At 57.0% G+C, this 24,105-nt stretch carries 24 protein-coding genes; 18 read left to right on the forward strand and 6 right to left on the reverse strand.

The genetic code is table 11. From position 1 onward, the window contains the following. The first annotated feature begins 28 nt into the window (after positions 1-28). Entirely contained in the window at positions 29-979 is a 951-nt protein-coding gene (gene corA / locus N5C09_RS11820) for a magnesium/cobalt transporter CorA (protein WP_063868853.1), read from the forward strand. 83 nt (positions 980-1,062) lie between these two features. Here the strand turns inward: corA and rarD are convergent, their stop codons facing one another. Further along, positions 1,063-1,959, reverse strand: a complete 897-nt coding sequence (rarD, locus tag N5C09_RS11825; protein ID WP_193037142.1) for an EamA family transporter RarD — start codon at positions 1,957-1,959, stop codon at positions 1,063-1,065. A 51-nt stretch (positions 1,960-2,010) separates the two neighbouring features. Then, on the reverse strand, positions 2,011-2,478 hold the full coding sequence (gene yigI, locus N5C09_RS11830; RefSeq protein WP_006812366.1) for an acyl-CoA thioesterase YigI: 468 nt from the start codon (positions 2,476-2,478) through the stop codon (positions 2,011-2,013). A 160-nt stretch (positions 2,479-2,638) separates the two neighbouring features. Here yigI and pldA point away from each other — a divergent pair, with 160 nt between their 5' ends. From pldA to rhtC, 3 genes are all read left to right on the forward strand, one after another. After that, positions 2,639-3,508 (forward strand): phospholipase A, encoded by an 870-nt coding sequence (gene pldA / locus N5C09_RS11835; RefSeq protein WP_063452178.1) that lies wholly within the window; start codon positions 2,639-2,641, stop codon positions 3,506-3,508. 90 nt (positions 3,509-3,598) lie between these two features. Beyond that, complete coding sequence (gene recQ, locus N5C09_RS11840) at positions 3,599-5,428, forward strand: ATP-dependent DNA helicase RecQ (protein WP_063868856.1); 1,830 nt, start codon at positions 3,599-3,601, stop codon at positions 5,426-5,428. Between the two features lie 61 nt (positions 5,429-5,489). Continuing rightward, the gene (gene rhtC, locus N5C09_RS11845) at positions 5,490-6,110 is read left to right on the forward strand and encodes a threonine export protein RhtC (protein ID WP_010426287.1); all 621 of its coding nucleotides are present in this window, start codon (positions 5,490-5,492) and stop codon (positions 6,108-6,110) included. On the opposite strand, the gene rhtB is transcribed toward rhtC, so the two are convergent. Then, positions 6,107-6,727, reverse strand: a complete 621-nt coding sequence (rhtB, locus tag N5C09_RS11850) for a homoserine/homoserine lactone efflux protein (RefSeq protein ID WP_028014786.1) — start codon at positions 6,725-6,727, stop codon at positions 6,107-6,109. The two genes, rhtC and rhtB, sit on opposite strands and share 4 nt — an antisense overlap. Positions 6,728-6,838: 111 nt before the next feature. On the opposite strand from rhtB, the gene pldB reads away from it, so the two are divergent. From pldB to N5C09_RS11865, 3 genes are all read left to right on the forward strand, one after another. Further along, positions 6,839-7,831 carry a lysophospholipase L2 gene (gene pldB / locus N5C09_RS11855; protein WP_063452180.1) on the forward strand — a complete coding sequence of 331 codons (993 nt, stop codon included), beginning with the start codon at positions 6,839-6,841 and terminating at the stop codon, positions 7,829-7,831. Positions 7,832-7,861: 30 nt separating this feature from the next. Further along, entirely contained in the window at positions 7,862-8,662 is an 801-nt protein-coding gene (yigL, locus tag N5C09_RS11860) for a sugar/pyridoxal phosphate phosphatase YigL (protein ID WP_279749100.1), read from the forward strand. 82 nt (positions 8,663-8,744) lie between these two features. After that, on the forward strand, positions 8,745-9,644 hold the full coding sequence (locus tag N5C09_RS11865) for a carboxylate/amino acid/amine transporter (protein ID WP_107534428.1): 900 nt from the start codon (positions 8,745-8,747) through the stop codon (positions 9,642-9,644). Here the strand turns inward: N5C09_RS11865 and metR are convergent. Continuing rightward, complete coding sequence (gene metR, locus N5C09_RS11870) at positions 9,532-10,485, reverse strand: HTH-type transcriptional regulator MetR (protein ID WP_063868862.1); 954 nt, start codon at positions 10,483-10,485, stop codon at positions 9,532-9,534. The genes N5C09_RS11865 and metR overlap by 113 nt on opposite strands. 116 nt (positions 10,486-10,601) lie before the next feature. Here metR and metE point away from each other — a divergent pair, with 116 nt between their 5' ends. Continuing rightward, complete coding sequence (gene metE / locus N5C09_RS11875) at positions 10,602-12,863, forward strand: 5-methyltetrahydropteroyltriglutamate--homocysteine S-methyltransferase (RefSeq protein ID WP_279749101.1); 2,262 nt, start codon at positions 10,602-10,604, stop codon at positions 12,861-12,863. An 81-nt stretch (positions 12,864-12,944) separates the two neighbouring features. On the opposite strand, the gene N5C09_RS11880 is transcribed toward metE, so the two are convergent. After that, the gene (locus tag N5C09_RS11880) at positions 12,945-13,751 is read right to left on the reverse strand and encodes a dienelactone hydrolase family protein (protein ID WP_279749102.1); all 807 of its coding nucleotides are present in this window, start codon (positions 13,749-13,751) and stop codon (positions 12,945-12,947) included. A gap of 259 nt (positions 13,752-14,010) precedes the next feature. On the opposite strand from N5C09_RS11880, the gene udp reads away from it, so the two are divergent. From udp to tatD, 9 genes are all read left to right on the forward strand, one after another. Beyond that, positions 14,011-14,772 (forward strand): uridine phosphorylase, encoded by a 762-nt coding sequence (gene udp / locus N5C09_RS11885; RefSeq protein ID WP_045417628.1) that lies wholly within the window; start codon positions 14,011-14,013, stop codon positions 14,770-14,772. A gap of 140 nt (positions 14,773-14,912) precedes the next feature. Further along, complete coding sequence (gene rmuC, locus N5C09_RS11890) at positions 14,913-16,370, forward strand: DNA recombination protein RmuC (RefSeq protein WP_279749103.1); 1,458 nt, start codon at positions 14,913-14,915, stop codon at positions 16,368-16,370. Positions 16,371-16,436: 66 nt separating this feature from the next. Further along, positions 16,437-17,192: a bifunctional demethylmenaquinone methyltransferase/2-methoxy-6-polyprenyl-1,4-benzoquinol methylase UbiE gene (ubiE, locus tag N5C09_RS11895; RefSeq protein ID WP_063452187.1), complete on the forward strand. Its 756-nt coding sequence runs from the start codon at positions 16,437-16,439 to the stop codon at positions 17,190-17,192. A 13-nt stretch (positions 17,193-17,205) separates the two neighbouring features. Further along, entirely contained in the window at positions 17,206-17,811 is a 606-nt protein-coding gene (locus tag N5C09_RS11900) for an SCP2 domain-containing protein (RefSeq protein ID WP_107534433.1), read from the forward strand. After that, positions 17,808-19,448 carry a ubiquinone biosynthesis regulatory protein kinase UbiB gene (gene ubiB / locus N5C09_RS11905; RefSeq protein WP_063452189.1) on the forward strand — a complete coding sequence of 547 codons (1,641 nt, stop codon included), beginning with the start codon at positions 17,808-17,810 and terminating at the stop codon, positions 19,446-19,448. The genes N5C09_RS11900 and ubiB overlap by 4 nt, the downstream gene beginning before the upstream one ends. A gap of 76 nt (positions 19,449-19,524) precedes the next feature. Next, positions 19,525-19,779: a Sec-independent protein translocase subunit TatA gene (tatA, locus tag N5C09_RS11910; protein ID WP_063452190.1), complete on the forward strand. Its 255-nt coding sequence runs from the start codon at positions 19,525-19,527 to the stop codon at positions 19,777-19,779. A 3-nt stretch (positions 19,780-19,782) separates the two neighbouring features. Beyond that, entirely contained in the window at positions 19,783-20,325 is a 543-nt protein-coding gene (gene tatB, locus N5C09_RS11915) for a Sec-independent protein translocase protein TatB (protein WP_003860783.1), read from the forward strand. A gap of 2 nt (positions 20,326-20,327) precedes the next feature. Continuing rightward, positions 20,328-21,098, forward strand: a complete 771-nt coding sequence (tatC, locus tag N5C09_RS11920) for a Sec-independent protein translocase subunit TatC (protein ID WP_063452191.1) — start codon at positions 20,328-20,330, stop codon at positions 21,096-21,098. Between the two features lie 41 nt (positions 21,099-21,139). Then, positions 21,140-21,922 carry a 3'-5' ssDNA/RNA exonuclease TatD gene (gene tatD / locus N5C09_RS11925; RefSeq protein ID WP_279749105.1) on the forward strand — a complete coding sequence of 261 codons (783 nt, stop codon included), beginning with the start codon at positions 21,140-21,142 and terminating at the stop codon, positions 21,920-21,922. Here the strand turns inward: tatD and rfaH are convergent. Beyond that, entirely contained in the window at positions 21,919-22,410 is a 492-nt protein-coding gene (gene rfaH, locus N5C09_RS11930) for a transcription/translation regulatory transformer protein RfaH (RefSeq protein ID WP_063452193.1), read from the reverse strand. The genes tatD and rfaH overlap by 4 nt on opposite strands. A gap of 181 nt (positions 22,411-22,591) precedes the next feature. Between rfaH and ubiD the strand changes: the two genes are divergently transcribed. After that, on the forward strand, positions 22,592-24,076 hold the full coding sequence (gene ubiD, locus N5C09_RS11935; RefSeq protein WP_279749106.1) for a 4-hydroxy-3-polyprenylbenzoate decarboxylase: 1,485 nt from the start codon (positions 22,592-22,594) through the stop codon (positions 24,074-24,076). Positions 24,077-24,105: the final 29 nt, after the last annotated feature.

Raw genomic sequence — 24,105 nt, forward strand, 5'->3', positions numbered from 1 at the left:
GATATTTTTTGCATTGGGAGTCCCGGTCATGTTGAGCGCATTTCAACTCGAAAATAACCGACTGACTCGGCTTGAAGCCGAAGAGTCACAGCCCCTCATTGATGCCGTATGGGTGGATCTGGTCGAGCCGGACGACGATGAACGCCTTCGCGTACAATCTGAACTGGGGCAAAGCCTGGCGACACGCCCGGAACTGGAAGACATCGAAGCATCCGCCCGTTTTTTTGAAGACGAAGACGGCCTGCACATTCACTCTTTCTTCTTTTTTGAAGATGCCGAAGACCACGCGGGGAACTCTACCGTGGCGTTCACCATCCGCGATGGCCGCCTGTTCACCCTGCGCGAGCGCGAACTGCCGGCGTTTCGTCTCTACCGCATGCGCGCCCGCAGTCAGGCGATGATAGACGGAAACGCCTATGAGCTGCTGCTGGATCTGTTCGAAACCAAAATCGAACAGCTGGCGGATGAAATTGAAAACATCTACAGCGACCTGGAAAAGCTGAGCCGCGTGATCATGGAAGGCCATCAGGGCGATGAATACGACGAAGCGTTGTCCACGCTGGCAGAGCTGGAAGATATCGGCTGGAAGGTGCGTTTGTGTCTGATGGATACCCAGCGCGCGCTGAACTTCCTGGTGCGCAAGGCGCGTCTGCCTGGCGGTCAGCTGGAGCAGGCGCGTGAGATTTTACGCGATATCGAATCCCTGCTGCCGCACAACGAATCCCTGTTCCAGAAGGTCAACTTCCTGATGCAGGCGGCGATGGGCTTTATCAACATCGAGCAGAACCGCATCATCAAGATCTTCTCGGTGGTCTCCGTGGTGTTCCTGCCGCCGACGCTGGTGGCGTCCAGCTACGGAATGAACTTTGAGTTTATGCCGGAGCTGAAGTGGAGCTTTGGTTACCCGGGGGCGATTATCTTTATGATCCTCGCCGGGCTGGCGCCGTATCTGTACTTTAAGCGGAAGAACTGGCTTTGAGAATTCGCCCGGTGGCGCTACGCTTTCCGGGCCTACAGCTCTTGTAGGCCGGATAGGCGCAGCCGCCATCCGGCAAAAAAGCACTACATCCCTCTGCGGGTCCTGCGCTGGGTATAGATCGCATCCGCAACAAAGATGGCCAGCGCTACCCAGATAAAGGCGAAGGTCACCATCTTATCCGCACCCGGCACTTCGCCGTAAAATACCACCGCCAGCAGGAACATCAGCGTCGGGCCAATGTACTGGAAGAAGCCCAGCGTGGAGAGGCGTAGACGTGTTGCCGCGCCGGTGAAGCACAGCAGGGGAATCGTCGTGACCACGCCTGCGGCCATCAGCATCAGGTTTAACGACCATGGGTTGCTGCCCATGTGGCTGGTGGCGCTGTCGGCAATACCAAACAGATAGATTGCCGCGACCGGCAGCAGCCACAAGGTTTCAAACAGCATGCCCGTCTGCGCTTCCACCGCAATCTTCTTACGCACCAGGCCGTAGAAGGCAAAGCTGAACGCCAGGCCGAGGGCGATAATCGGTAGCGAGCCAAAGGTCCACAGCTGCACCAGCACGCCGCAGAAGGCCAGAATCACCGCCACCCACTGCATCCGACGGAAGCGCTCGCCGAGGAAAATCATCCCCAGCACGATATTCACCAGCGGGTTAATGAAGTACCCCAGGCTCGCTTCGAGCATATGATGGTTATTCACCGCCCAGATGAACAGCAGCCAGTTGCCGCCGATCAGCACTGCGGAAAGCGCGAGCAGGAAGACCTTCTTCGGCGTTTTCAGCAGCGTTTTGACGCCTGACCACTGACGGCTGATGCTCATCAGCGCGATCATAAAGAAAAACGACCAGATGACGCGGTGGGTGAGGATTTCGTCCGCCGGGACATAGGCGATAAGCTTGAAGTACGCCGGCGCGATACCCCAAATAAAATAAGCGGCAAGGGCGAGTAAAACGCCCTGCCGCGTCTGTTTAGCATCCATCGGGAAAATCCGTTACAAAAAAGTGAATCAATTTTACCCGAATTTGCCGCCTCAACCCACCATATAAGTGGCGGTTGCGCTGGCGATATAAACCTGCTCTTCGTTATGCAGCTCAACGCGGGCAACGGCAACTTTATTCCCGGCACGCAGCAGGCTGCTGGTGCAGGTAAAGCGGTTTCCTCGTCCTGGACGCAGGTAGTCGACGCGTAAATCGATGGTTCCCATGCGCGACAGGCGCTGGCGTAACTCATCTTCGTTGATAGTGTCGTGGCGCGTCAGCGTGCTGCCCACGCATACCAGACCGGCCGCCACGTCCAGCGCAGAGGCAATCACCCCGCCATGCAAAATGCTTTGCGCCCAGTTGCCCACCATCATTGGCTGATTATTGAAGCTAAGCTGAGCAAAGTCTTTTTCGTATCGTTCCAGCTCAAGACCCAGTGCACGGTTAAACGGCATGTGGTACACAAAAATCTCGCCCACGAGTTTTAATGTTTCTTCGGCGGTTAGCGTGGCTGACATCAGACGTGGCATCCTTATTGTTAATAAAATGTTGATTTTATGCTTCAGGATAAAGGAATGCCACTTTAAGAAACGAGGAAGCGGAAGTTATCGCAGAAGTCTGTAGAATGCGCAGACAAAACTATTCATTAAATGTCACAATTTCAGGAGAACACCACCGATGCGGACGTATCTGGGTTGGTTACTGGCGGCGGTTGCGCTGCCCCTCACAGCATATGCGCAGGAAGCGACGATCAAAGAAGTGCATGATAAACCTGCCGTTCAGGGCAGCATCATCGCCAATATGCTTCAGGAGCATGACAATCCGTTCACGCTGTACCCCTATGACACAAACTACGTGATCTACACCCAGACCAGCGATCTCAACAAAGAGGCGATAAGTTCCTATAACTGGTCTGATAATGCGCGTAAAGATGAAGTGAAGTTCCAGCTCAGCCTCGCCTTCCCGTTCTGGCGCGGCATCCTGGGGCCGAACTCGGTGCTTGGCGCGTCCTACACGCAGAAGTCATGGTGGCAGCTCTCCAACAGCGGCGAATCTTCACCGTTCCGCGAAACCAACTATGAGCCGCAGCTGTTCCTCGGTTTCGCCACCGATTATGAGTTTGCAGGCTGGACGCTGCGCGACGTAGAGGTGGGTTATAACCACGATTCCAACGGTCGTTCCGACCCAACCTCACGCAGCTGGAACCGCGTCTATACGCGTCTGATGGCGCAGAACGGCAATTTCATGGTGGAAGTGAAGCCGTGGTACGTGGTGGGCAGCACCGATGACAACCCGGATATCACCAAATACATGGGCTACTATCAGCTCAAGGTGGGCTATCAGTTGGGTGACGCGGTGCTGAGCGCCAAAGGTCAGTATAACTGGAACACCGGATACGGCGGCGCTGAGCTGGGCCTGAGCTACCCGGTGACGAAACACGTGCGTCTCTATACCCAGGTGTATAGCGGCTACGGCGAATCGCTGATCGACTACAACTTCAACCAGACCCGCGTCGGTGTGGGCGTCATGCTGAACGATATTTTCTAAGCTGCTCGAATGTTTTTGCGTTAAACGTTGAAGTTTCTCTCTCAGGCGCTGAAAATAGCGCCTGTTTCATTTCTGGCATATGGGGTTAACGTGGCGCAGGCGGAAGTATTGAATCAGGAATCGCTGGCTAAACAGGTTTTGCATGAAACCTTCGGCTACCAGCAGTTCCGTCCTGGCCAGGAAACCATCATTGAAACCGTGCTGGAAGGCCGCGATTGCCTGGTGGTGATGCCGACCGGCGGCGGTAAATCCCTCTGCTATCAGGTGCCCGCGCTGGTGCTTAACGGCCTGACGGTCGTAGTATCGCCCCTTATTTCCCTGATGAAAGACCAGGTCGACCAGCTGCTCGCCAACGGCGTGGCGGCGGCCTGTCTTAACTCAACGCAAACCCGCGAGCAGCAGCAAGAGGTGATGGCCGGGTGCCGCACTGGACAGGTTCGTCTGCTGTATATCGCGCCAGAGCGCCTGATGCTGGACAACTTCCTCGAAAACCTGGCGCACTGGAACCCGGTCCTGCTGGCGGTGGATGAAGCGCACTGTATCTCCCAGTGGGGGCACGACTTCCGTCCGGAATATGCCGCGCTCGGCCAGCTGCGTCAGCGCTTCCCCGAGCTGCCGTTTATGGCGCTTACCGCCACGGCGGATGACACCACGCGTCTGGATATCGTTCGCCTGCTGGGGCTGAAAGATCCGTATATCCAGGTCAGCAGCTTCGACCGGCCGAACATCCGCTATATGCTGATGGAAAAATTCAAGCCGCTGGATCAGCTCTTACGCTACGTGCAGGAGCAGCGCGGCAAGTCCGGCATTATCTACTGCAACAGCCGCGCGAAGGTGGAAGACACCGCCGCGCGTCTGCAAAACCGCGGCTTTAGCGCCGCGGCCTATCACGCCGGGCTGGAGAACCACATTCGCGCCGAGGTGCAGGAGAAATTCCAGCGCGACGACCTGCAAATCGTCGTCGCGACGGTGGCGTTCGGGATGGGGATCAACAAGCCCAACGTGCGCTTTGTGGTGCACTTCGACATTCCGCGCAACATTGAATCCTACTATCAGGAAACCGGCCGCGCGGGGCGTGATGGCCTGCCAGCGGAAGCGATGCTGTTTTACGATCCGGCGGATATGGCGTGGCTGCGCCGCTGTCTGGAGGAAAAACCGCAGGGGCAGTTGCAGGATATCGAACGCCACAAGCTCAACGCGATGGGGGCCTTTGCCGAAGCGCAAACCTGCCGCCGTCTGGTGCTGCTCAACTACTTTGGTGAAGGACGACAGGCGCCGTGCGGCAACTGCGATATCTGCCTCGACCCACCAAAGCAGTACGATGGCCTGATGGACGCGCGCAAAGCGCTCTCGACTATCGGACGCGTGAACCAGCGCTTCGGGATGGGCTACGTGGTGGAAGTGCTGCGCGGTGCCAACAACCAGCGTATCCGCGACATGGGTCACGACAAGCTGCCGGTTTACGGCATCGGTAAAGACCAGAGCCACGAGCACTGGGTGAGCATCATTCGCCAACTGATCCACCTCGGCTTTGCCACGCAAAATATCGCCCAGCACTCTGCGCTTCAGCTCACCGAAGCGGCGCGGCCGGTCCTGCGCGGCGAGGTGGAGCTGAAGCTCGCCGTTCCGCGCGTCGTCGCCCTCAAGCCGCGGGTGATGCAAAAATCCTACGGCGGCAACTACGATCGCAAGCTGTTCGCCAAGCTGCGTAAGCTGCGCAAGGCCATTGCGGATGAAGAGAACATCCCGCCATACGTGGTGTTCAACGACGCGACGCTGATTGAAATGGCCGAGCAGATGCCGCTCAGCGCCAGCGAAATGCTCAGCGTCAACGGCGTCGGTACGCGCAAGCTGGAGCGCTTTGGTAAAGAATTTATGGCGCTCATCCGCTCTCACGCCGATGGTGATGATGAGGAGTAGTCAGCCGGGCGAAAAAGTGCCAGGATGATGACTCACTGAATTATTTCCCCGCGAGCTAATTATGTTAATGCTATTTCTCACCGTGGCGTTAGTGCACATCGTTGCGCTGATGAGCCCTGGCCCTGACTTTTTCTTCGTGTCACAAACGGCCGTCAGCCGCTCCCGTAAAGAGGCGATGATGGGTGTGCTCGGTATTACCATGGGCGTTATGGTCTGGGCGGCTGTTGCGCTGCTCGGTCTGAACCTGATCCTGGCGAAGATGGCGTGGCTGCATAACATCATCATGGTCGGCGGTGGACTGTACCTGTGCTGGATGGGCTATCAGATGCTGCGCGGGGCGCTGAAGAAAGAAGAGAAAAAGCCGGAAGAGCCAAAGGTTGAGCTGGCAACGGGCGGACGCAGCTTTGTGAAAGGGCTCCTGACCAACCTGGCGAACCCGAAAGCGATTATCTATTTCGGCTCCGTGTTCTCGCTGTTTGTGGGTGACAGCGTCGGCGCGGGCGCGCGCTGGGGGATCTTCCTGCTGATCGTGGTTGAGACGTTCGCCTGGTTTACTATCGTCGCCAGCCTGTTCGCCTTACCGGCAATGCGTCGCGGCTACCAGCGCATCGCGAAGTGGATCGACGGCTTTGCCGGCGCGCTGTTCGCCGGCTTCGGTATTCATCTCATTATTTCTCGCTAAGCATGACGCGCTGACGCAAGCAGCGCGCCAACCAGCATAAACAGCGAACCAAAGACTTTGTTCAGGGCCTTCATCTGCTTAGGCCCTTTGATCCACGCCGCAATTCGCTGCGCCAGCGTCGCGTAACCAATCATCACAATGATATCGACAATAATGGTGGTCGCGCCGAGCACCACATACTGCATGACTTGAGGCTGATGCGGCACGATAAACTGCGGGAACAGGGCGGCGAGGAACACGATGCTTTTTGGGTTGGTCAGGTTAACGAACACCGCGCGCTTAAACAGATGGCCGCGTGTTTGCGTCCGGGAGAGCGTATTCAGGTCAATTGAGCCTGCCGCGCGCCACTGCTGAATGCCCAGCCAAATCAGATACGCCGCACCGGCCCACTTCAGCACTTCAAACGCCAGCACCGAACGGGAGAACAGCGTCCCCAGGCCAATCCCCACCAGCACAATGTGAATGCCAAGCCCGGTCTGTAAACCGGCAATCGACGCCGCCGCGCCGCGATAGCCGTGGTTGATGGAGGTGGTCATGGTATTGATGGCCCCGGAGCCGGGTGAAAGGCTGAGGATGATGGATGTCAGCAGGTAAGCGAACCACCACTCGAAGGTCATTTGAAACTCCCGGATCGTCTGTTTTTATGCCACAATACGCTATTGTTGAGTCATTTTGTGACCGATGACGAAAAAAACTATATTCCCTGGATTACGGGGGGTGGAAACCCAATGTTTCAGCAGAAAAAGGACTGGGAAACACGAGAAAACGCATTTGCGGCTTTCTCCATGGGGCCGCTGAGCGATTTCTGGCGCCAGCGAGAGGAAGATGAATTTACGGGCGTCGGAGGGATCCCGGTACGCTTCGTTCGTTTCCGTGATGAAAAAAATGACCGGGTGATTGTGGTCTGCCCCGGCCGTATCGAAAGTTACGTCAAATATGCCGAGCTGGCGTATGACCTGTTCCATCTGGGCTTCGACGTATTAATTATCGACCATCGCGGGCAGGGGCTTTCAGGCCGGTTGCTGCCGGATACCCATCGCGGCCACGTGGATAACTTCAGCGATTACGTCGACGATTTCGCCGCGTTCTGGGAGCAGGAAGTGCAGCCAGGCCCGTGGCGCAAGCGCTATATACTGGCGCACTCCATGGGCGGTGCCATTTCCACGCTGTTTTTGCAGCGCTACGATCACCAGTGCGATGCCATCGCGCTTACCGCGCCGATGTATGGCATTGTGATTCGCTTCCCTGACTGGATGGTACGCCATCTTCTCGACTGGGCTGAGGGCCATCAGCGCATTCGAGAAAATTATGCCATCGGGACAGGGCGCTGGCGGGCGCTACCGTTTGCCATCAACGTGTTAACCCACAGTCGGCAGCGCTATCGCCGTAACCTGCGCTTCTATGCCGATGAGCCGCGCTTACGCGTCGGTGGCCCGACCTGGCACTGGGTGCGGGAAGGCATTCACGCCGGCGAGCAGGTGCTGGCGGGCGTGGGTGATGATGACACGCCGACGCTTCTGATTCAGGCGGAGGAAGAGCGTGTGGTGGATAACCGCATGCACGATCGATACTGTGAATTGCGCGCCGCGGCGGGCCACCCGTGTGAAGGGGGTAAACCGCTTGTCATCAACGGCGCGTACCATGAGATCCTTTTCGAAAAGGACGCTATGCGCTCAGTCGCGCTCAACGCTATTGTTGAATTTTTCAACAGGCATAACTGATTACTGTTTTCACCAGAGGTTTAAATCCCTATGTACCAGGTTGTTGCATCTGATTTAGATGGCACGCTGCTTTCCCCCGACCACACCCTGTCGCCTTACGCGAAAGAGACCTTAAAACTCCTGACCGCCCGCGGCGTGAACTTTGTCTTCGCCACCGGCCGCCACCACGTGGACGTGGGGCAGATCCGCGATAACCTGGAAATCAAATCGTACATGATCACCTCCAACGGTGCTCGCGTACACGACACGGACGGCAACCTCATTTTCACCCATAACCTGGATCGTGATATCGCCGCCGATCTGTTCGGCGTGGTGCATAACAACCCGGATATCGTCACCAACGTTTACCGTGACGACGAATGGTTTATGAACCGTCATCGGCCGGACGAAATGCGCTTCTTCAAGGAAGCGGTATTCAACTACTCGCTGTATGAGCCGGGTTTGCTGGATCCGGAGGGGATCAGCAAGGTGTTCTTTACCTGCGAAAGCCACGAAGCGCTGCTGCCGCTGGAGCAGGCGATCAACGCCCGTTGGGGCGACCGCGTCAACGTGAGCTTCTCCACGCTGACCTGTCTGGAAGTGATGGCGGGCGGCGTGTCCAAAGGTCACGCCCTGGAAGCGGTGGCAAAACGTCTGGGCTTTGACCTGAAAGACTGCATCGCGTTCGGCGACGGCATGAACGATGCCGAGATGCTCTCCATGGCGGGCAAAGGCTGCATCATGCAGAACGCGCACCAGCGCCTCAAAGACCTGCACCCGGAGCTGGAAGTGATCGGCACCAACGCCGATAACGCGGTGCCTAAGTATTTGCGCAAGCTGTTCCTTGAATAATCTTCATTTGATTGTTTATTGCTCAGATGTCAACTAAAGAGTTCGCTACAATGCCTGTCCTTCTTTCTGAGAGACAAGCATTGTGGCGCTACTCATTATCACCACTATCCTGTGGGCCTTCTCCTTTAGCCTGATTGGCGAATACCTTGCCGGATCGGTCGACAGCTACTTCTCGGTGCTGATGCGCGTAGGGCTGGCGGCGCTGGTATTCCTGCCGTTCCTGCGCACCCGCGGGCAATCGCTGAACACCATTCTGTTGTACATGCTGGTGGGCGCGATGCAGCTCGGCATCATGTATCTGTTCAGCTTTCGGGCTTACGTTTACCTGTCCGTCTCGGAATTCTTGCTCTTTACCGTCCTGACGCCGCTCTATATCACGCTGATTTACGACCTGCTCAGCAAGCGCCGCCTGCGCTGGGGATATCTGCTGAGCGCCGCGCTGGCGGTGATTGGCGCGGCGATCATTCGCTACGACAAGGTGAGCGATCACTTCTGGACCGGGCTGATGTTCGTCCAGCTCGCCAATATCAGCTTCGCCATCGGGATGGTGGGTTACAAACGCCTGATGGAAACCCGCCCGATGCCGCAGCATAACGCGTTTGCATGGTTCTATGTGGGCGCGGCGATTGTCGCGGTGGCGGCGTGGTTTCTGCTCGGCAATCCGCAAAGGCTGCCGACCACTACCGTGCAGTGGAGCGTTCTGGTCTGGCTGGGCGTGGTGGCGTCGGGGCTGGGGTACTTTATGTGGAACTACGGCGCTACGCAGGTAGACGCCGGAACGCTGGGGATCATGAACAACGTACACGTCCCGGCGGGGCTGCTGGTAAACCTCGCCATCTGGCAGGAACAGCCGCACTGGCCGAGCTTCCTTATTGGGGGAACGGTGATCCTGGCTTCGCTGTGGGTACATCGCCGCTGGGTCGCTCCGCGCTCCGCACAAACGGAAGATGGTCGCACGCGTGGTTCCGCGCTGAGCGAATAAACGCTTCCGTAATCGGCTGACGCTGCTCGCCGTCGCGCACGGCAGCGTACAGCCGGCTCCACAGTCCTTCACCCAGGGTTTTGGTGACCACCAGACCCTGGCGTTCAACCGTCTCGACTACCCAGTGCGGCAGCGCCGCGATCCCCATTCTGGCTGCCACCATCTGGATCAGCAGCAGGGTATTGTCCACGCTTTTCAGCTGAGGGCTGATGCCCGCGGGTTGCAGAAAATGGCGCCAGATATCCAGACGACTGCGCTGTACCGGGTAAATCAGCAGCGTTTCGCTGGCAAGATCTTCCGGCGTAATGCGCGTTTTGGCGGCCAGCGGATGATCCGGAGCCAGCACCAGACGCACCTCAAAATCAAACATCGGCGAATAGTGCAGGCCGCTGCGAGGCAGAATGTCTGAGGTCATCACCAGATCCAGCTCACCCTGCTGAAGCGACGGCTGCGGATCAAACGTAACGCCGGATTTAAAGTCCATCTCCACCTGCGGCCACTTCTGGCGGAAGTTCTCAAGCGCGGGGGTCAGCCACTGAATACAGCTGTGACACTCAATGGCGATGCGCAGAGTGGTCTGCTGCGGCTCGTTGCAGGACTGCAACGCGCTGGCAATCTGCGGCAGCACCTGGTTCGCCAGCTGAAGCAAAATTTCGCCCTGCGGCGTAAAGCGCAAGGGCTGGCTCTTACGCACAAAAAGACGAAAACCGAGGCGTTGTTCCAGATCGCTGAACTGGTGAGAAAGGGCAGACTGAGTCTGGTGCAGCGTGGCCGCTGCCGCCGCAAGAGAACCGCAGTTCCGCAACGCTTGTAGCGTTTTCAGGTGTTTTATCTCGATCATGAAAGTCCTTCACTTCGCCATGAACATTTTGCGCTTGAGGAATATACAGTACCTGCCAATTATAGAAGTGTAAACATCTGGACGTCTAAATGACGAATTTCTACAAGGGGTATGCCATGACAATCCGCTCTCACACTCTCGGTTTCCCTCGCGTTGGCCTGCGTCGCGAGCTGAAAAAAGCGCAAGAAAGCTACTGGGCGGGTAACGCCACCCGTGAAGAACTGCTGGCGGTGGGCCGCGAGCTGCGCGCCCGTCACTGGGATCAGCAAAAACAGGCGGGCGTTGACCTGCTGCCGGTGGGCGATTTCGCCTGGTACGACCATGTTCTGACCACCAGCCTGCTGCTTGGCAACGTGCCGGCTCGTCATCAGAACAGCGATGGATCGGTAGATATCGACACCCTGTTCCGCATCGGCCGAGGCCGCGCGCCAACGGGTGAGCCCGCGGCAGCGGCGGAAATGACCAAATGGTTTAATACCAACTATCACTATATGGTGCCGGAGTTCGTTAAGGGCCAGCAGTTTGCGCTGACCTGGACGCAGCTTCTGGATGAAGTGGACGAAGCGCTGGCGCTGGGCCATCAGGTGAAGCCCGTATTGCTGGGGCCGGTAACCTACCTGTGGCTGGGCAAAGTGAAAGGCGAACCGTTTGACCGCCTCAGCCTGCTGAACGATATTCTGCCGGTTTATAAGCAGGTGCTGATCGAGCTGGGCAAACGCGGCATCCAGTGGGTGCAAATCGACGAGCCGGCGCTGGTGCTTGAGCTGCCGCAGGCGTGGCTGGATGCCTTTAAACCAGCGTATGATGCGCTCACCGGCCAGGTGAAGCTGCTGCTGACCACCTATTTCGAAGGCGTGACGCCGAACCTCAACACCATTACCGCGCTGCCGGTTCAGGGCCTGCACGTGGACCTCGTTCACGGTAAAGACGACGTGGTGGAGCTGCATAAGCGTCTGCCTGCGGACTGGCTGCTCTCCGCCGGTCTGGTCAACGGTCGTAACGTCTGGCGCGCCGATCTGACCGAGAAATACGCGCAAATTAAAGACATCGTCGGTAAACGCGAGCTGTGGGTGGCTTCGTCCTGTTCTCTGCTGCACAGTCCGATCGATCTGAGTGTGGAGACCCGCCTGGACGCAGAAGTGAAAAGCTGGTTTGCCTTCGCCCTGCAAAAATGTGAAGAGCTGGCGCTGCTGCGCGATGCGCTCAACGGCGGCGATACGGCGGCGATTGCCGACTGGAGCGCCCCAATCCAGGCGCGTCGTCACTCGGCTCGCGTGCACAACCCGGCGGTGGAAAAGCGTCTGGCGGCCATTACCGCCCAGGACAGCCAACGCCAGAGCCCGTACGAGGTACGTGCCGAAGCCCAACGTGCCCGCTTCAACCTGCCCGCGTGGCCGACCACGACCATCGGTTCATTCCCGCAGACTACCGAGATCCGCGGCCTGCGTCTGGACTTCAAAAAGGGCAATCTGGACGCGAATCATTACCGCACCGGCATTGCGGAACACATCAAGCAGGCGATCATCGAGCAGGAACGCCTCGGGCTGGACGTGCTGGTGCACGGTGAAGCCGAGCGTAACGACATGGTGGAATATTTTGGTGAGCACCTGGACGGCTTCGTCTTTACCCAGAACGGCTGGGTGCAGAGCTACGGCTCCCGCTGCGTGAAGCCGCCGGTAGTGATCGGTGACGTCAGCCGCCCGGCGGCGATTACCGTGGAGTGGGCGAAGTATGCCCAGTCTCTGACCGATAAACCGGTAAAAGGCATGCTGACCGGCCCGGTGACCATTCTCTGCTGGTCGTTCCCGCGCGAAGACGTGTCGCGCGAGACGATTGCCAAACAGATCGCGCTGGCGCTGCGTGATGAAGTGGCGGATCTGGAAGCGGCGGGGATTGGCATCATTCAGATCGACGAACCGGCGCTGCGGGAAGGTTTGCCGCTGCGTCGCAGCGACTGGGATGCGTACTTACAGTGGGGCGTGGAAGCCTTCCGCATTAACGCCGCCGTTGCGAAGGATGACACGCAGATCCACACCCACATGTGCTACTGCGAATTTAACGACATCATGGACTCCATTGCCGCGCTGGACGCCGACGTCATTACCATCGAGACCTCGCGTTCAGACATGGAGCTGCTGGAGTCGTTTGAAGAGTTCGACTATCCGAACGAAATTGGGCCGGGCGTGTATGACATTCACTCCCCGAACGTGCCGAGCGTGGAGTGGATTGAAGGGCTGCTGAAGAAAGCCGCCCAGCGCATCCCGGCGGAACGCCTGTGGGTAAACCCGGACTGCGGCCTGAAAACCCGCGGCTGGCCGGAGACGCGCGCCGCGCTGGCGAATATGGTAAAGGCAGCGCAGAATCTGCGTCAGGCGTAGTGGTGCTGGATTGCCGGGTGGCGCTATCGCTTACCCGGCCTGCCTGTAGGCCCGGTAAGGCGCAGCCGCCACCGGGCTTTTTTATGCTTTCTTCCCGCCGTACTGGCTAAACCACGCCAGCATTCTCTGCCAGCCATCTTTCGCCGATTCCGCGTGATAGCTCGGACGATAATCGGCATTAAAGGCGTGTCCGGCATCGGGATACACCACGATTTCGGCCTTCGCGTTTGCCGCCCGCAGCGCGTGGCGCATGGTCTCGACGGTATCAAGCGGAATGCCGGTATCCTGGCCGCCATACAGCCCTAACACCGGGGCATTGAGATCGGTAGCGATATCAACCGGATGCTTCGGCGAGTTCAGGGTCTTTTCACCCACCAGCTTGCCGTACCAGGCAACGGCGGCTTTCAGCTGCGGGTTATGCGCGGCGTACAGCCAGCTAATGCGCCCGCCCCAGCAGAAGCCGGTCACCATCAGACGGTGCGGATCGCCGCCGTTGCGCGCCGCCCAGCTGGCAACGTGGTCAAGATCGGCAAGCACCTGCGCGTCCGGCACCTTGCTGACCAGGTTGCTGAACAGCGTCGGGATGTCGCTGTAATCGTTCGGATCGCCCTGGCGGAAATAGAGCTCTGGCGCAACGGCCAGATAACCCTCCAGCGCCAGGCGGCGGCAGAGGTCACGAATATGTTCATGAACGCCAAATATTTCCTGAACCACAATCACGATAGGCAGCGGGCCCTCGGCGGATTTTGGCCGCGCGTGGTACGCCGGCATGTTCTCTCCCTGAGAGGGAATCGACGTTTCGCCTGCGGTGATGGCCTCTTCAGGGGTTGAGACAATGGTTGAGGCATGCGGGACAGCAGCAGGTGCAAAACCGGTTTTTTCAGTCATGGCATTCTCCGTACCAATGAATGGATTAGCGCAAAGATAAATATAGACACCAGGTTAACAATCCACAGTGCCTTATAGCGTCTATCTTTTGTGCAGCACCCGTCGATATAACTTGTTAATGTGATGTGAATCACTATTTGATGGAAATTAACTGCAATCATTTTCATTCATGGTGAGATGCGTCACGAAATAATGCACATTGCTTCTGTAAAGTACCTTTTTACTTCTTCTGACTAACCGACCCACAGAGGAGTCACCTATGTCTAAGTCTGATGTTTTTCATCTCGGCCTCACTAAAAACGATTTACAAGGGGCTACGCTGGCTATCGTCCCTGGCGATCCTGAGCGTGTGGAAAAGATCGCCGCGCTGATGGATAAGCCGGTTAAGCTGGCAGCCCATCGCGAATTCACCACCTGGCGCGCAGAGCTGGACGGCAAAGCGGTGATCGTGTGCTCTACCGGTATCGGTGGTCCGTCTACCTCAATCGCCGTTGAAGAGCTGGCGCAGCTGGGCATTCGTACTTTCCTGCGTATCGGCACCACGGGCGCCATTCAGCCGCACATCAACGTGGGCGACGTGCTGGTCACGACGGCATCCGTGCGTCTGGACGGCGCAAGCCTGCACTTTGCACCGATGGAATTCCCGGCAGTGGCTGACTTCGAGTGCACCACCGCGCTGGTAGAAGCGGCGAAATCCGTTGGCGCAACCACCCACGTGGGCGTGACGGCCTCCTCCGACACCTTCTATCCGGGCCAGGAGCGTTACGACACCTTTTCTGGCCGCGTGGTGAGCCGTTTCAAAGGCTCAATGGAAGAGTGGCAGTCCATGGGCGTGATGAACTATGAAATGGAATCTGCAACGCTGCTGACCATGTGCGCAAGCCAGGGTCTGCGTGCCGGTATGGTGGCGGGCGTGATCGTCAACCGTACCCAGCAGGAGATCCCGAACGCCGAAACCATGAAGCAGACCGAAAGTCATGCGGTGAAAATCGTGGTTGAAGCGGCTCGTCGTCTCCTCTAATCCTCTCCTTTGAGATAAAAGGCCGACGCGTTCGGCCTTTATTTTTTGCGTAGCGCCTCGCAGGAAAACCCTTTCAAACTGGACGTTTATACAGCACAATTCTATTTTGTGCGGGTTATACGTGGATGCAGGGGGGCATTGTGGATATCTCAATCCTGGTTTATGCGGTAGTGGCGCTGGCGAGCGTGGGGATTGGCTGGCTCATTTCCAGCTACCAGCACGCGCAGCAGAAAGCCGAACAGCTGGCAGAGCGCGAAGAGATCGTGGCTGAACTCAGCGCGACCAAACAGCAGCTTGCGCTGAGCGACCACTGGCGCGAAGAGTGTGAACTGCTCAATAACGAACTGCGTAACCTGCGCGACATCAATACCTCGCTGGAGGCCGATCTCCGCGAAGTGACCACCCGCCTTGAATCCACCCAGCTGCACGCCGAAGACAAAATCCGCCAGATGATCAACAGCGAGCAGCGCCTCAGCGAGCAGTTCGAAAACCTCGCGAACCGTATTTTTGAGCACAGCAACCGCCGCGTGGATGAACAAAACCGCCAGAGCCTGAACAGCCTGCTGACGCCGCTGCGCGAACAGCTGGACGGTTTCCGCCGTCAGGTGCAGGACAGCTTTGGACAGGAAGCGCGCGAGCGCCACACCCTGGCGCACGAGATCCGTAACCTCCAGCAGCTGAATGCGCAGATGGCGCAGGAGGCAATCAACCTGACGCGGGCGCTCAAAGGCGATAACAAAGCGCAGGGAAACTGGGGCGAAGTGGTCTTAACTCGCGTGCTGGAGGCCTCGGGCCTGCGCGAAGGGTATGAATATGAGACGCAGGTCAGCATTGAAAACGACGCGCGCTCGCGAATGCAGCCGGATGTGATTGTGCGTCTGCCTCAGGGCAAAGATGTGGTTATCGACGCCAAAATGACGCTCGTCGCCTATGAGCGCTACTTCAACGCTGACGATGACTACACCCGAGAATCAGCGTTGCAGGAGCATATCGCCTCCGTGCGTAACCATATTCGTCTGCTGGGCAGGAAAGATTATCAGCAGCTGCCGGGGCTGCGATCGCTGGATTACGTGCTGATGTTCATTCCTGTCGAGCCTGCATTCCTGCTGGCGCTCGACAGACAGCCTGAGCTTATTACCGAAGCGCTGAAAAATAACATTATGCTGGTCAGTCCTACCACGCTGCTGGTGGCGTTACGTACCATTGCCAACCTGTGGCGCTATGAGCACCAAAGTCGTAACGCGCAGCAGATTGCCGATCGCGCCAGCAAGCTGTACGACAAAATGCGGCTCTTCGTTGACGATATGTCCTCGGTGGGGCAAAGCCTGGATCGCGCCCAGGATAATTACCGCCAGGCGATGAAAAAGCTCTCCTCCGGGCGCGGCAATTTGCTGGCACAGGCGGAGGCGTTCCGCAGCCTGGGCGTGGAGGTGAAGCGCGAGATTAATCCGGAACTGGTGGAGCAGGCGACCGCTCAGGACGAAGAGTTCCGCCTGCGCGAAGGCGACGTTGAGCAAAATTCCCGCAATGAAGACAACGATTTAGCGGCGAGTTTATCGCCAGATGAGCAGCCGGCACGTTTCTTTCACGGTGGTTGAAACGTAGGGCAAATGCGCCCAATCTGTTACACTTCACGAACATTTGACTGATTAGCAGGCTCTGAGATGGTTGACGATTCACAAGACACAACGCACTTTGGCTTTCAGACTGTCGCCAAAGCGCAGAAAGCTGACATGGTGGCCCACGTATTTCATTCCGTGGCGGCGAAGTACGATGTGATGAATGATTTGATGTCATTCGGCATTCATCGCTTGTGGAAGCGCTTTACTATTGATTGCAGCGGCGTGCGCCGTGGACAAACGGTGCTGGATTTAGCCGGAGGCACGGGCGATCTGACCGCAAAATTCTCCCGTCTGGTAGGCGAAACGGGCCGCGTGGTGCTGGCGGATATCAACGACTCCATGCTGAAAATGGGCCGCGAAAAGCTGCGCAACATCGGCGTGGTGGGGAACGTGGAATATGTTCAGGCGAACGCCGAAGCGCTGCCGTTCCCGGACAATACGTTCGACTGCATCACCATCTCTTTCGGTCTGCGTAACGTGACCGATAAAGACAAGGCGCTGCGCTCCATGTACCGCGTGCTGAAGCCGGGCGGTCGTCTGCTGGTTCTCGAGTTCTCAAAACCCATTATCGACCCGTTGAGCAAAGCTTACGATGCCTATTCCTTCCACGTTCTGCCGCGCATTGGCGAGCTGGTGGCGAACGATGCCGAAAGTTACCGTTATCTGGCCGAATCCATCCGAATGCACCCGGATCAGGACACGCTGAAAGCGATGATGCAGGATGCGGAGTTTGAAAACGTGGAATACTTCAATTTGACGGCGGGTGTCGTCGCGCTGCATCGTGGTTACAAGTTCTGAGTGGAGGTTTCCCGTGCCCATTAAACCCTTAGTCACCGCTGGCATCGAGAATGTACTGAATGCCTTTCTGTATCGCGCACCGGCGCTGAAAACCGCACGTCAGCGGCTTAACGGGAAGGTACTGCGTATTGTATTAAAGGAGTTCTCGACGCCGCTTGTGCTGGTCTTTAGCGAACGCCAGCTTGACGTTCTGGGAGAATGGGAAGGCACGGCTGACTGCTCGGTGATTACGCACATGAGCGTACTGCCAAAACTGCGTGACCGTCAGCAGATGACGGCGCTTATTCGCAGCGGTGAGCTGGAGGTCGAAGGCGACATTCAGGTGGTGCAGAACTTCGTTGCACTCAGCGATCAGGCCGAATTCGACCCGGCGGAACTTCTGGCACCCTATATCGGCGACATCGCGGCCGAAGGGATAAGCAAAACGCTGCGCACGGGCTCCGCTTTCCTGCGCAAAGGTCTGCTCCGTCAACAGCGCTATGCTGCCGAGGTGCTGACCGAAGAGTGGCGTATGGCGCCGGGGCCTTTAGAGGTCGCCTGGTTTGCTGAAGAGACCGCGGCAGTTGAGCGCGCAGTTGATGCGTTAACCAAACGGCTGGAAAAACTGGAGGGCAAATGACGCCTGGTGAAATTCGGCGCCTCTACTTTATCGTTCGCACCTTTTTGAGCTACGGGCTCGACGAGCTTATCCCCAGAATGCGTATCACCCTGCCGCTTCGGCTTTGGCGGCGCACGCTGTTCTGGATGCCGAATCGCCATAAGGATCAGGAGCTGGGCGCACGCCTGCGTCTTGCGTTGCAGGAGCTCGGTCCTGTCTGGATCAAGTTTGGGCAGATGCTCTCAACGCGTCGCGACCTTTTCCCGCCGCAGATTGCCGATCAGCTCGCGCTGTTACAGGACCGCGTCGCCCCGTTTGACGGGGAGAGAGCAAAGCAACAAATCGAAGAGGCGATGGGTAATATTCCCATCGACACCTGGTTTGATGATTTCGACATCCAGCCTCTGGCCTCAGCGTCTATTGCGCAGGTTCACACCGCGCGCCTGAAGGAAAATGGCAAAGAGGTGGTCATTAAGGTGATTCGCCCGGATATCCTGCCGGTTATCAGAGCGGACATGAAGCTGATCTATCGTCTGGCCCGCTGGGTGCCGCGTCTGTTGCCGGATGGCCGCCGTTTGCGTCCGCTGGAAGTGGTGCGTGAATACGAAAAAACGCTGATTGACGAGCTTAACCTGCTGCGTGAATCGGCGAACGCCATTCAGCTGCGTCGTAACTTTGAAGACAGCCCGATGCTGTATGTTCCTGAAGTCTACTCTGACTATTGCAGCCAGAACATGATGGTGATGGAACGTATCTACGGCATTCCGGTCTCGGACGTGGCGGCGCTGGAAAAGCAGGGCACCAACATGAAGCTGCTGGCCGAGCGCGGCGTGCAGGTCTTCTTCACGCAGGTTTTCCGCGACAGCTTCTTCCACGCTGACATGCATCCGGGCAATATTTTCGTCAGCTACGAGCACCCGGAAGATCCGAAATACATCGGCATCGACTGCGGAATTGTTGGCTCGCTGAATAAAGAGGACAAGCGTTATCTCGCCGAGAACTTTATCGCTTTCTTCAACCGCGACTACCGTAAGGTGGCCGAGCTGCATGTGGATTCAGGCTGGGTTCCGCCAGATACCAACGTGGAAGAGTTTGAGTTTGCGATCCGTACCGTCTGCGAGCCGATTTTTGAAAAGCCGCTGTCGGAGATCTCCTTCGGTCACGTTTTACTGAACCTGTTCAACACCGCACGCCGTTTCAATATGGAAGTGCAGCCACAATTAGTTTTACTTCAGAAAACATTACTTTACGTTGAGGGCGTAGGCCGCCAGCTCTATCCTCAGTTAGACTTGTGGAAAACCGCGAAACCGTTCCTTGAGTCCTGGATTAAGGATCAGGTCGGTATTCCTGCGCTGGTTCGTTCGCTTAAAGAGAAAGGCCCGTTCTGGATTGAAAAAATGCCTGAAATTCCTGAACTGGTTTACGACAGTTTGCGTCAGAGCAAGAACCTTCAGCACAGCATGGATAAAATCGCGCACGAGCTTCAATCCAGTCGCGTGCGTCAGGGGCAGTCCCGCTATCTCTTCGGAATTGGCGCGACGCTGCTGATAAGCGGCACGTTGCTGTTGATCAATCGTCCGGACTGGGAAATGATGCCAGCCTGGATTATGGCTGCCGGCGTGGTTGTCTGGCTTGCTGGCTGGCGAAAAACGCGCTGAATTAGCGTCGCTATCGATGGATTGCATACGTATAATGCGATCTGACTAATTAATCGTCTATCACTGGGGAACACGCATGGGTGGTATCAGTATCTGGCAGTTAGTGATCATTGCCGTCATCGTTGTGCTGCTGTTCGGCACGAAAAAACTGGGATCGATTGGTTCCGACCTGGGCGCGTCAATCAAAGGCTTCAAGAAAGCCATGAGCGATGATGAGAATAAGCAGGAAAAAACCGGTCAGGATGCTGATTTTACCGCTAAATCTATCGCCGATAAGCAGGACGAAGCCAAAAAGGAAGAGGCCAAACGTCACGATAAAGAGCAGGTGTAATTCGTGTTCGACATTGGTTTTGGTGAGTTACTGCTGGTCTTTGTGATTGGTCTGATCGTGCTGGGGCCGCAGCGTTTACCCGTTGCGGTGAAAACCGTCGTGGGCTGGGTGCGGGCGCTCCGCTCGCTGGCAACGACCGTGCAGAACGAGCTGGCGCAGGAATTGAAGCTTCAGGAATTTCAGGACAGCCTGAAAAAGGTTGAAAAGGCGAGCATGGACAACCTGACGCCGGAGCTGAAAGCGTCGATGGATGAGCTGCGCGAAGCGGCTGAATCCATGAAGCGCTCATACAGCATTAACGATCCTGAGAAGGCGAGCGATGAAGCAAACACCATCCATAATCCGGTGGTGAAGGGCAGCGAAGAGCAGCGCGAGGGTGTGACGCCTTCCAGCGCGGAGCATCAGGCCGCTTCGCCAGAGCAATCGCCGCAGGAGCCCGAAGTGAAAAAGCAGGTGCCGCCGGAAGAGCCCGTGGTCAAAACGGCTGAGGTAAAACCCGCCGCGCCTGTTTCCGAATCATCCCCCTCGTCGAGTGATAAAGCGTAAACATGGCAGTAGATGATACTCAACCGCTGATTGCGCACCTCATTGAGCTGCGTAAGCGCCTGTTAAACTGCATTATTGCGGTTTTCCTCATTTTTTTATGTCTGGTCTATTTCGCCAACGATATCTATCAGGTGGTTTCTGCGCCGCTGATTAAACAGATGCCGCTGGGCGCGACGATGATTGCAACGGACGTTGCTTCACCGTTCTTTACCCCCATCAAGCTGACCTTCTGGGTATCGTTGATTGCATCTGCACCGGTCATTTTGTATCAGGTCTGGGCATTTGTGGCGCCCGCGCTGTACAGGCATGAACGTAAGCTGGTTATTCCGCTGCTGGTATCCAGCTCGCTGCTGTTTTACATCGGCATGGCGTTCGCCTACTTCGTGGTCTTCCCGCTGGCCTTTGGCTTCCTGACGCATACCGCGCCGGAAGGGGTACAGGTTTCGACGGACATCGCCAGCTACCTCAGCTTCGTCATGGCGCTGTTTATGGCCTTTGGTGTCGCCTTCGAGGTGCCCGTCGCGATTGTCCTGCTCTGCTGGGTGGGCGTGACCACGCCTGACGACCTGCGCAAGAAGCGTCCTTATATCCTGGTGGGTGCGTTTGTCGTAGGTATGCTGTTGACGCCACCGGACGTTTTCTCGCAAACCTTACTGGCGATACCCATGTACTGCCTGTTTGAGGTCGGCGTGTTCTTCGCACGTTTCTACGTAGGAAAGGGACGTACCGGGGACGAAGAAGACGAGCCGTCTGAAGAGACCACCAAAGAATAAAACCAACCGCCCGTCAGGGCGGTTGTCATATGGGGATACGTATGTTTGATATCGGGCTTAACCTGACCAGTGCGCAGTTTGCGAAAGACCGCGATGAGGTGGTGGCGCGCGCCTTTGCCGCCGGCGTGAACGGGCTGTTACTGACGGGAACGAACCTGCATGAGAGCGAGCAGGCACGGCAGCTGGCGCATCGCTATCAACACTGCTGGTCCACCGCCGGCGTGCATCCGCATGACAGCAGCCAGTGGACGCATGAAAGCGCTGAGGTGCTTCATCGTCTGGCACAAACGCCAGAAGTGGTTGCCATTGGCGAATGCGGGCTTGATTTCAACCGTAATTTCTCGACGCCTGAAGACCAGGAGAGGGCATTTACCGCCCAACTCGCGCTGGCCGCAGAGCTGGGGATGCCGGTGTTTATGCACTGTCGCGATGCGCATGAACGTTTTCTGGCGCTGCTGGAACCTTGGCTGGAGAAGCTGCCCGGTGCGGTATTGCACTGCTTTACGGGCTCCCGTCAGGAGGCGCTGGATTGCCTGAACTGCGGGCTTTATTTGGGTATCACGGGCTGGGTTTGCGATGAGCGGCGTGGGCTGGAGTTGCGCGAGCTGTTGCCCGTTATCCCGGCCGATCGTTTGCTGCTGGAAACGGATGCGCCGTATCTGTTGCCCCGGGATATGCAGCCCAAACCGGCATCACGACGTAATGAACCGGCTTATCTGGGGCATATTGCTGAGCGAGTGGCGCACTGGCGCGGAGAAGATGCGCAGTGGCTGGCAGCACAAACCGATGATAACGTGCGTCGTCTGTTCGGCGTGCAGTTCTAAACTTTGCGGAAATCGGTGTTTTTAACGCTCTGCAACACCTCTTTGTTGAGCAGGTTGAGCAGCAGCATGGAACGCGCTTCACCGTCCGGCTCAGAGAAGATGGCCTGTAACCCTTCAAAGGCACCTTCGGTGATCACCACGCTGTCTCCGGCGTACGGGGTTTCAGGATCGGTAATATCGTCAGGCTGCTGATAGACAGAAAGCTGATGAATAACCGATGACGGTACTCTTGCCGGATGGGCGCCAAAACGCACAAAATGGCTGACGCCGCGGGTAGCGCTGATCGTCGTGGTGTGGATCACTTCGGGGTCGAACTCAACGAACAGGTAGTTCGGGAACAGAGGCTCACTGACGGTCGTGCGTCTTCCACGCTGCATTTTTTCAAGCGTGATCACGGGCGTCAGGCAGTTAACAGACTGACGTTCAAGATGTTCCTGCGCGCGCTGAAGTTGCCCGCGTTTGCAATACAGTAAATACCAGGCCTGCATAATCACTCTTCCCATTGTTCGGGGCGCAAGCATACCAAAACCCTGGCGGGATCGCTAAGGTGATTATAATGGCGAAAAAGAGAGTAAGTCGTGGAAGTTCACGCTAATTTAACAAAATTACAGCATCACGCGGTCTTACGCCGTATAATGAAGCGCTTACAGAGAGGCCATGATTAACTGCATGAAATACCACGATCTACGCGACTTCCTGGCGCTGCTGGAAAAGCAGGGCGAACTCAAACGCATTACGCTTCCTGTTGATCCGTATCTGGAAATGACAGAGATCGCCGACCGTACCCTGCGCGCGGGCGGCCCGGCGTTGCTGTTTGAAAACCCAAAAGGCTACGTCATGCCGGTACTGTGCAACCTGTTTGGCACACCTCGCCGCGTGGCGATGGGCATGGGGCAGGAAGATGTCACGGCGCTGCGTGAAGTGGGCAAACTGCTGGCCTTTCTGAAAGAGCCGGAGCCGCCAAAAGGGTTCCGCGACCTGTTCGACAAGCTGCCGCAGTTTAAGCAGGTGCTGAACATGCCAACTAAGCGCCTGCGCGGTGCGCCGTGCCAGCAAAAAGTGCTGGAAGGCGATGCGGTTGATCTGACCAAAATTCCGATCATGCAGTGCTGGCCTGAAGATGCCGCACCGCTGATCACCTGGGGCCTCACCGTGACGCGCGGGCCGCATAAAGAGCGTCAAAACCTCGGCATTTATCGTCAGCAGCTGATTGGCAAGAACAAGCTCATCATGCGCTGGTTGTCCCACCGCGGCGGCGCGCTGGATTTCCAGGAGTGGTGCGCGGCCCGTCCGGGCGAACGCTTCCCGGTATCCGTCGCGCTGGGTGCCGATCCGGCAACGATTCTGGGCGCAGTGACGCCCGTTCCGGATACGCTGTCTGAATATGCCTTTGCCGGGCTGCTGCGCGGCACCAAAACCGAAGTGGTGAAGTGCATCTCCAATGACCTGGAAGTGCCCGCCAGCGCGGAGATCGTGCTGGAAGGTTACATTGAACAGGGCGAGCTGGCACCCGAAGGGCCGTACGGCGACCACACCGGCTATTACAACGAAGTGGATAACTTCCCGGTATTCACCGTCACGCACATTACCCAGCGTGAAGATGCCATCTATCACTCCACCTACACCGGCCGTCCACCCGACGAACCGGCGGTGCTGGGAGTGGCGCTGAACGAAGTGTTCGTGCCGATCCTGCAAAAGCAGTTCCCGGAAATAGTGGATTTCTATCTGCCGCCGGAAGGGTGTTCGTATCGCCTGGCGGTGGTGACGATGAAGAAGCAGTATGCCGGTCACGCTAAGCGCGTAATGATGGGCGTATGGTCCTTCCTGCGCCAGTTTATGTATACCAAGTTTGTGATTGTCTGCGATGATGACGTCAATGCCCGCGACTGGAATGACGTGATCTGGGCCATCACCACGCGTATGGATCCGGCGCGTGACACAGTGTTAGTGGAAAACACGCCGATTGATTATCTGGACTTTGCCTCGCCGGTTTCCGGCCTTGGCTCAAAAATGGGACTGGATGCCACGAACAAATGGCCTGGCGAAACCGACCGTGAATGGGGTCGCCCGATCGTAAAAGATCCTGCCGTGACCGCGCGAATTGACGCGATCTGGGACGAGCTGGCCATAATGAGTAACGGTAAGGCAGAATAAGACCGTTTAGCCCTATAGACTTCCCGACA

The organism is Enterobacter sp. GD03975 (assembly GCF_029838645.1).
Taxonomy (GTDB): Bacteria; Pseudomonadota; Gammaproteobacteria; order Enterobacterales; family Enterobacteriaceae; genus Enterobacter; species Enterobacter quasihormaechei.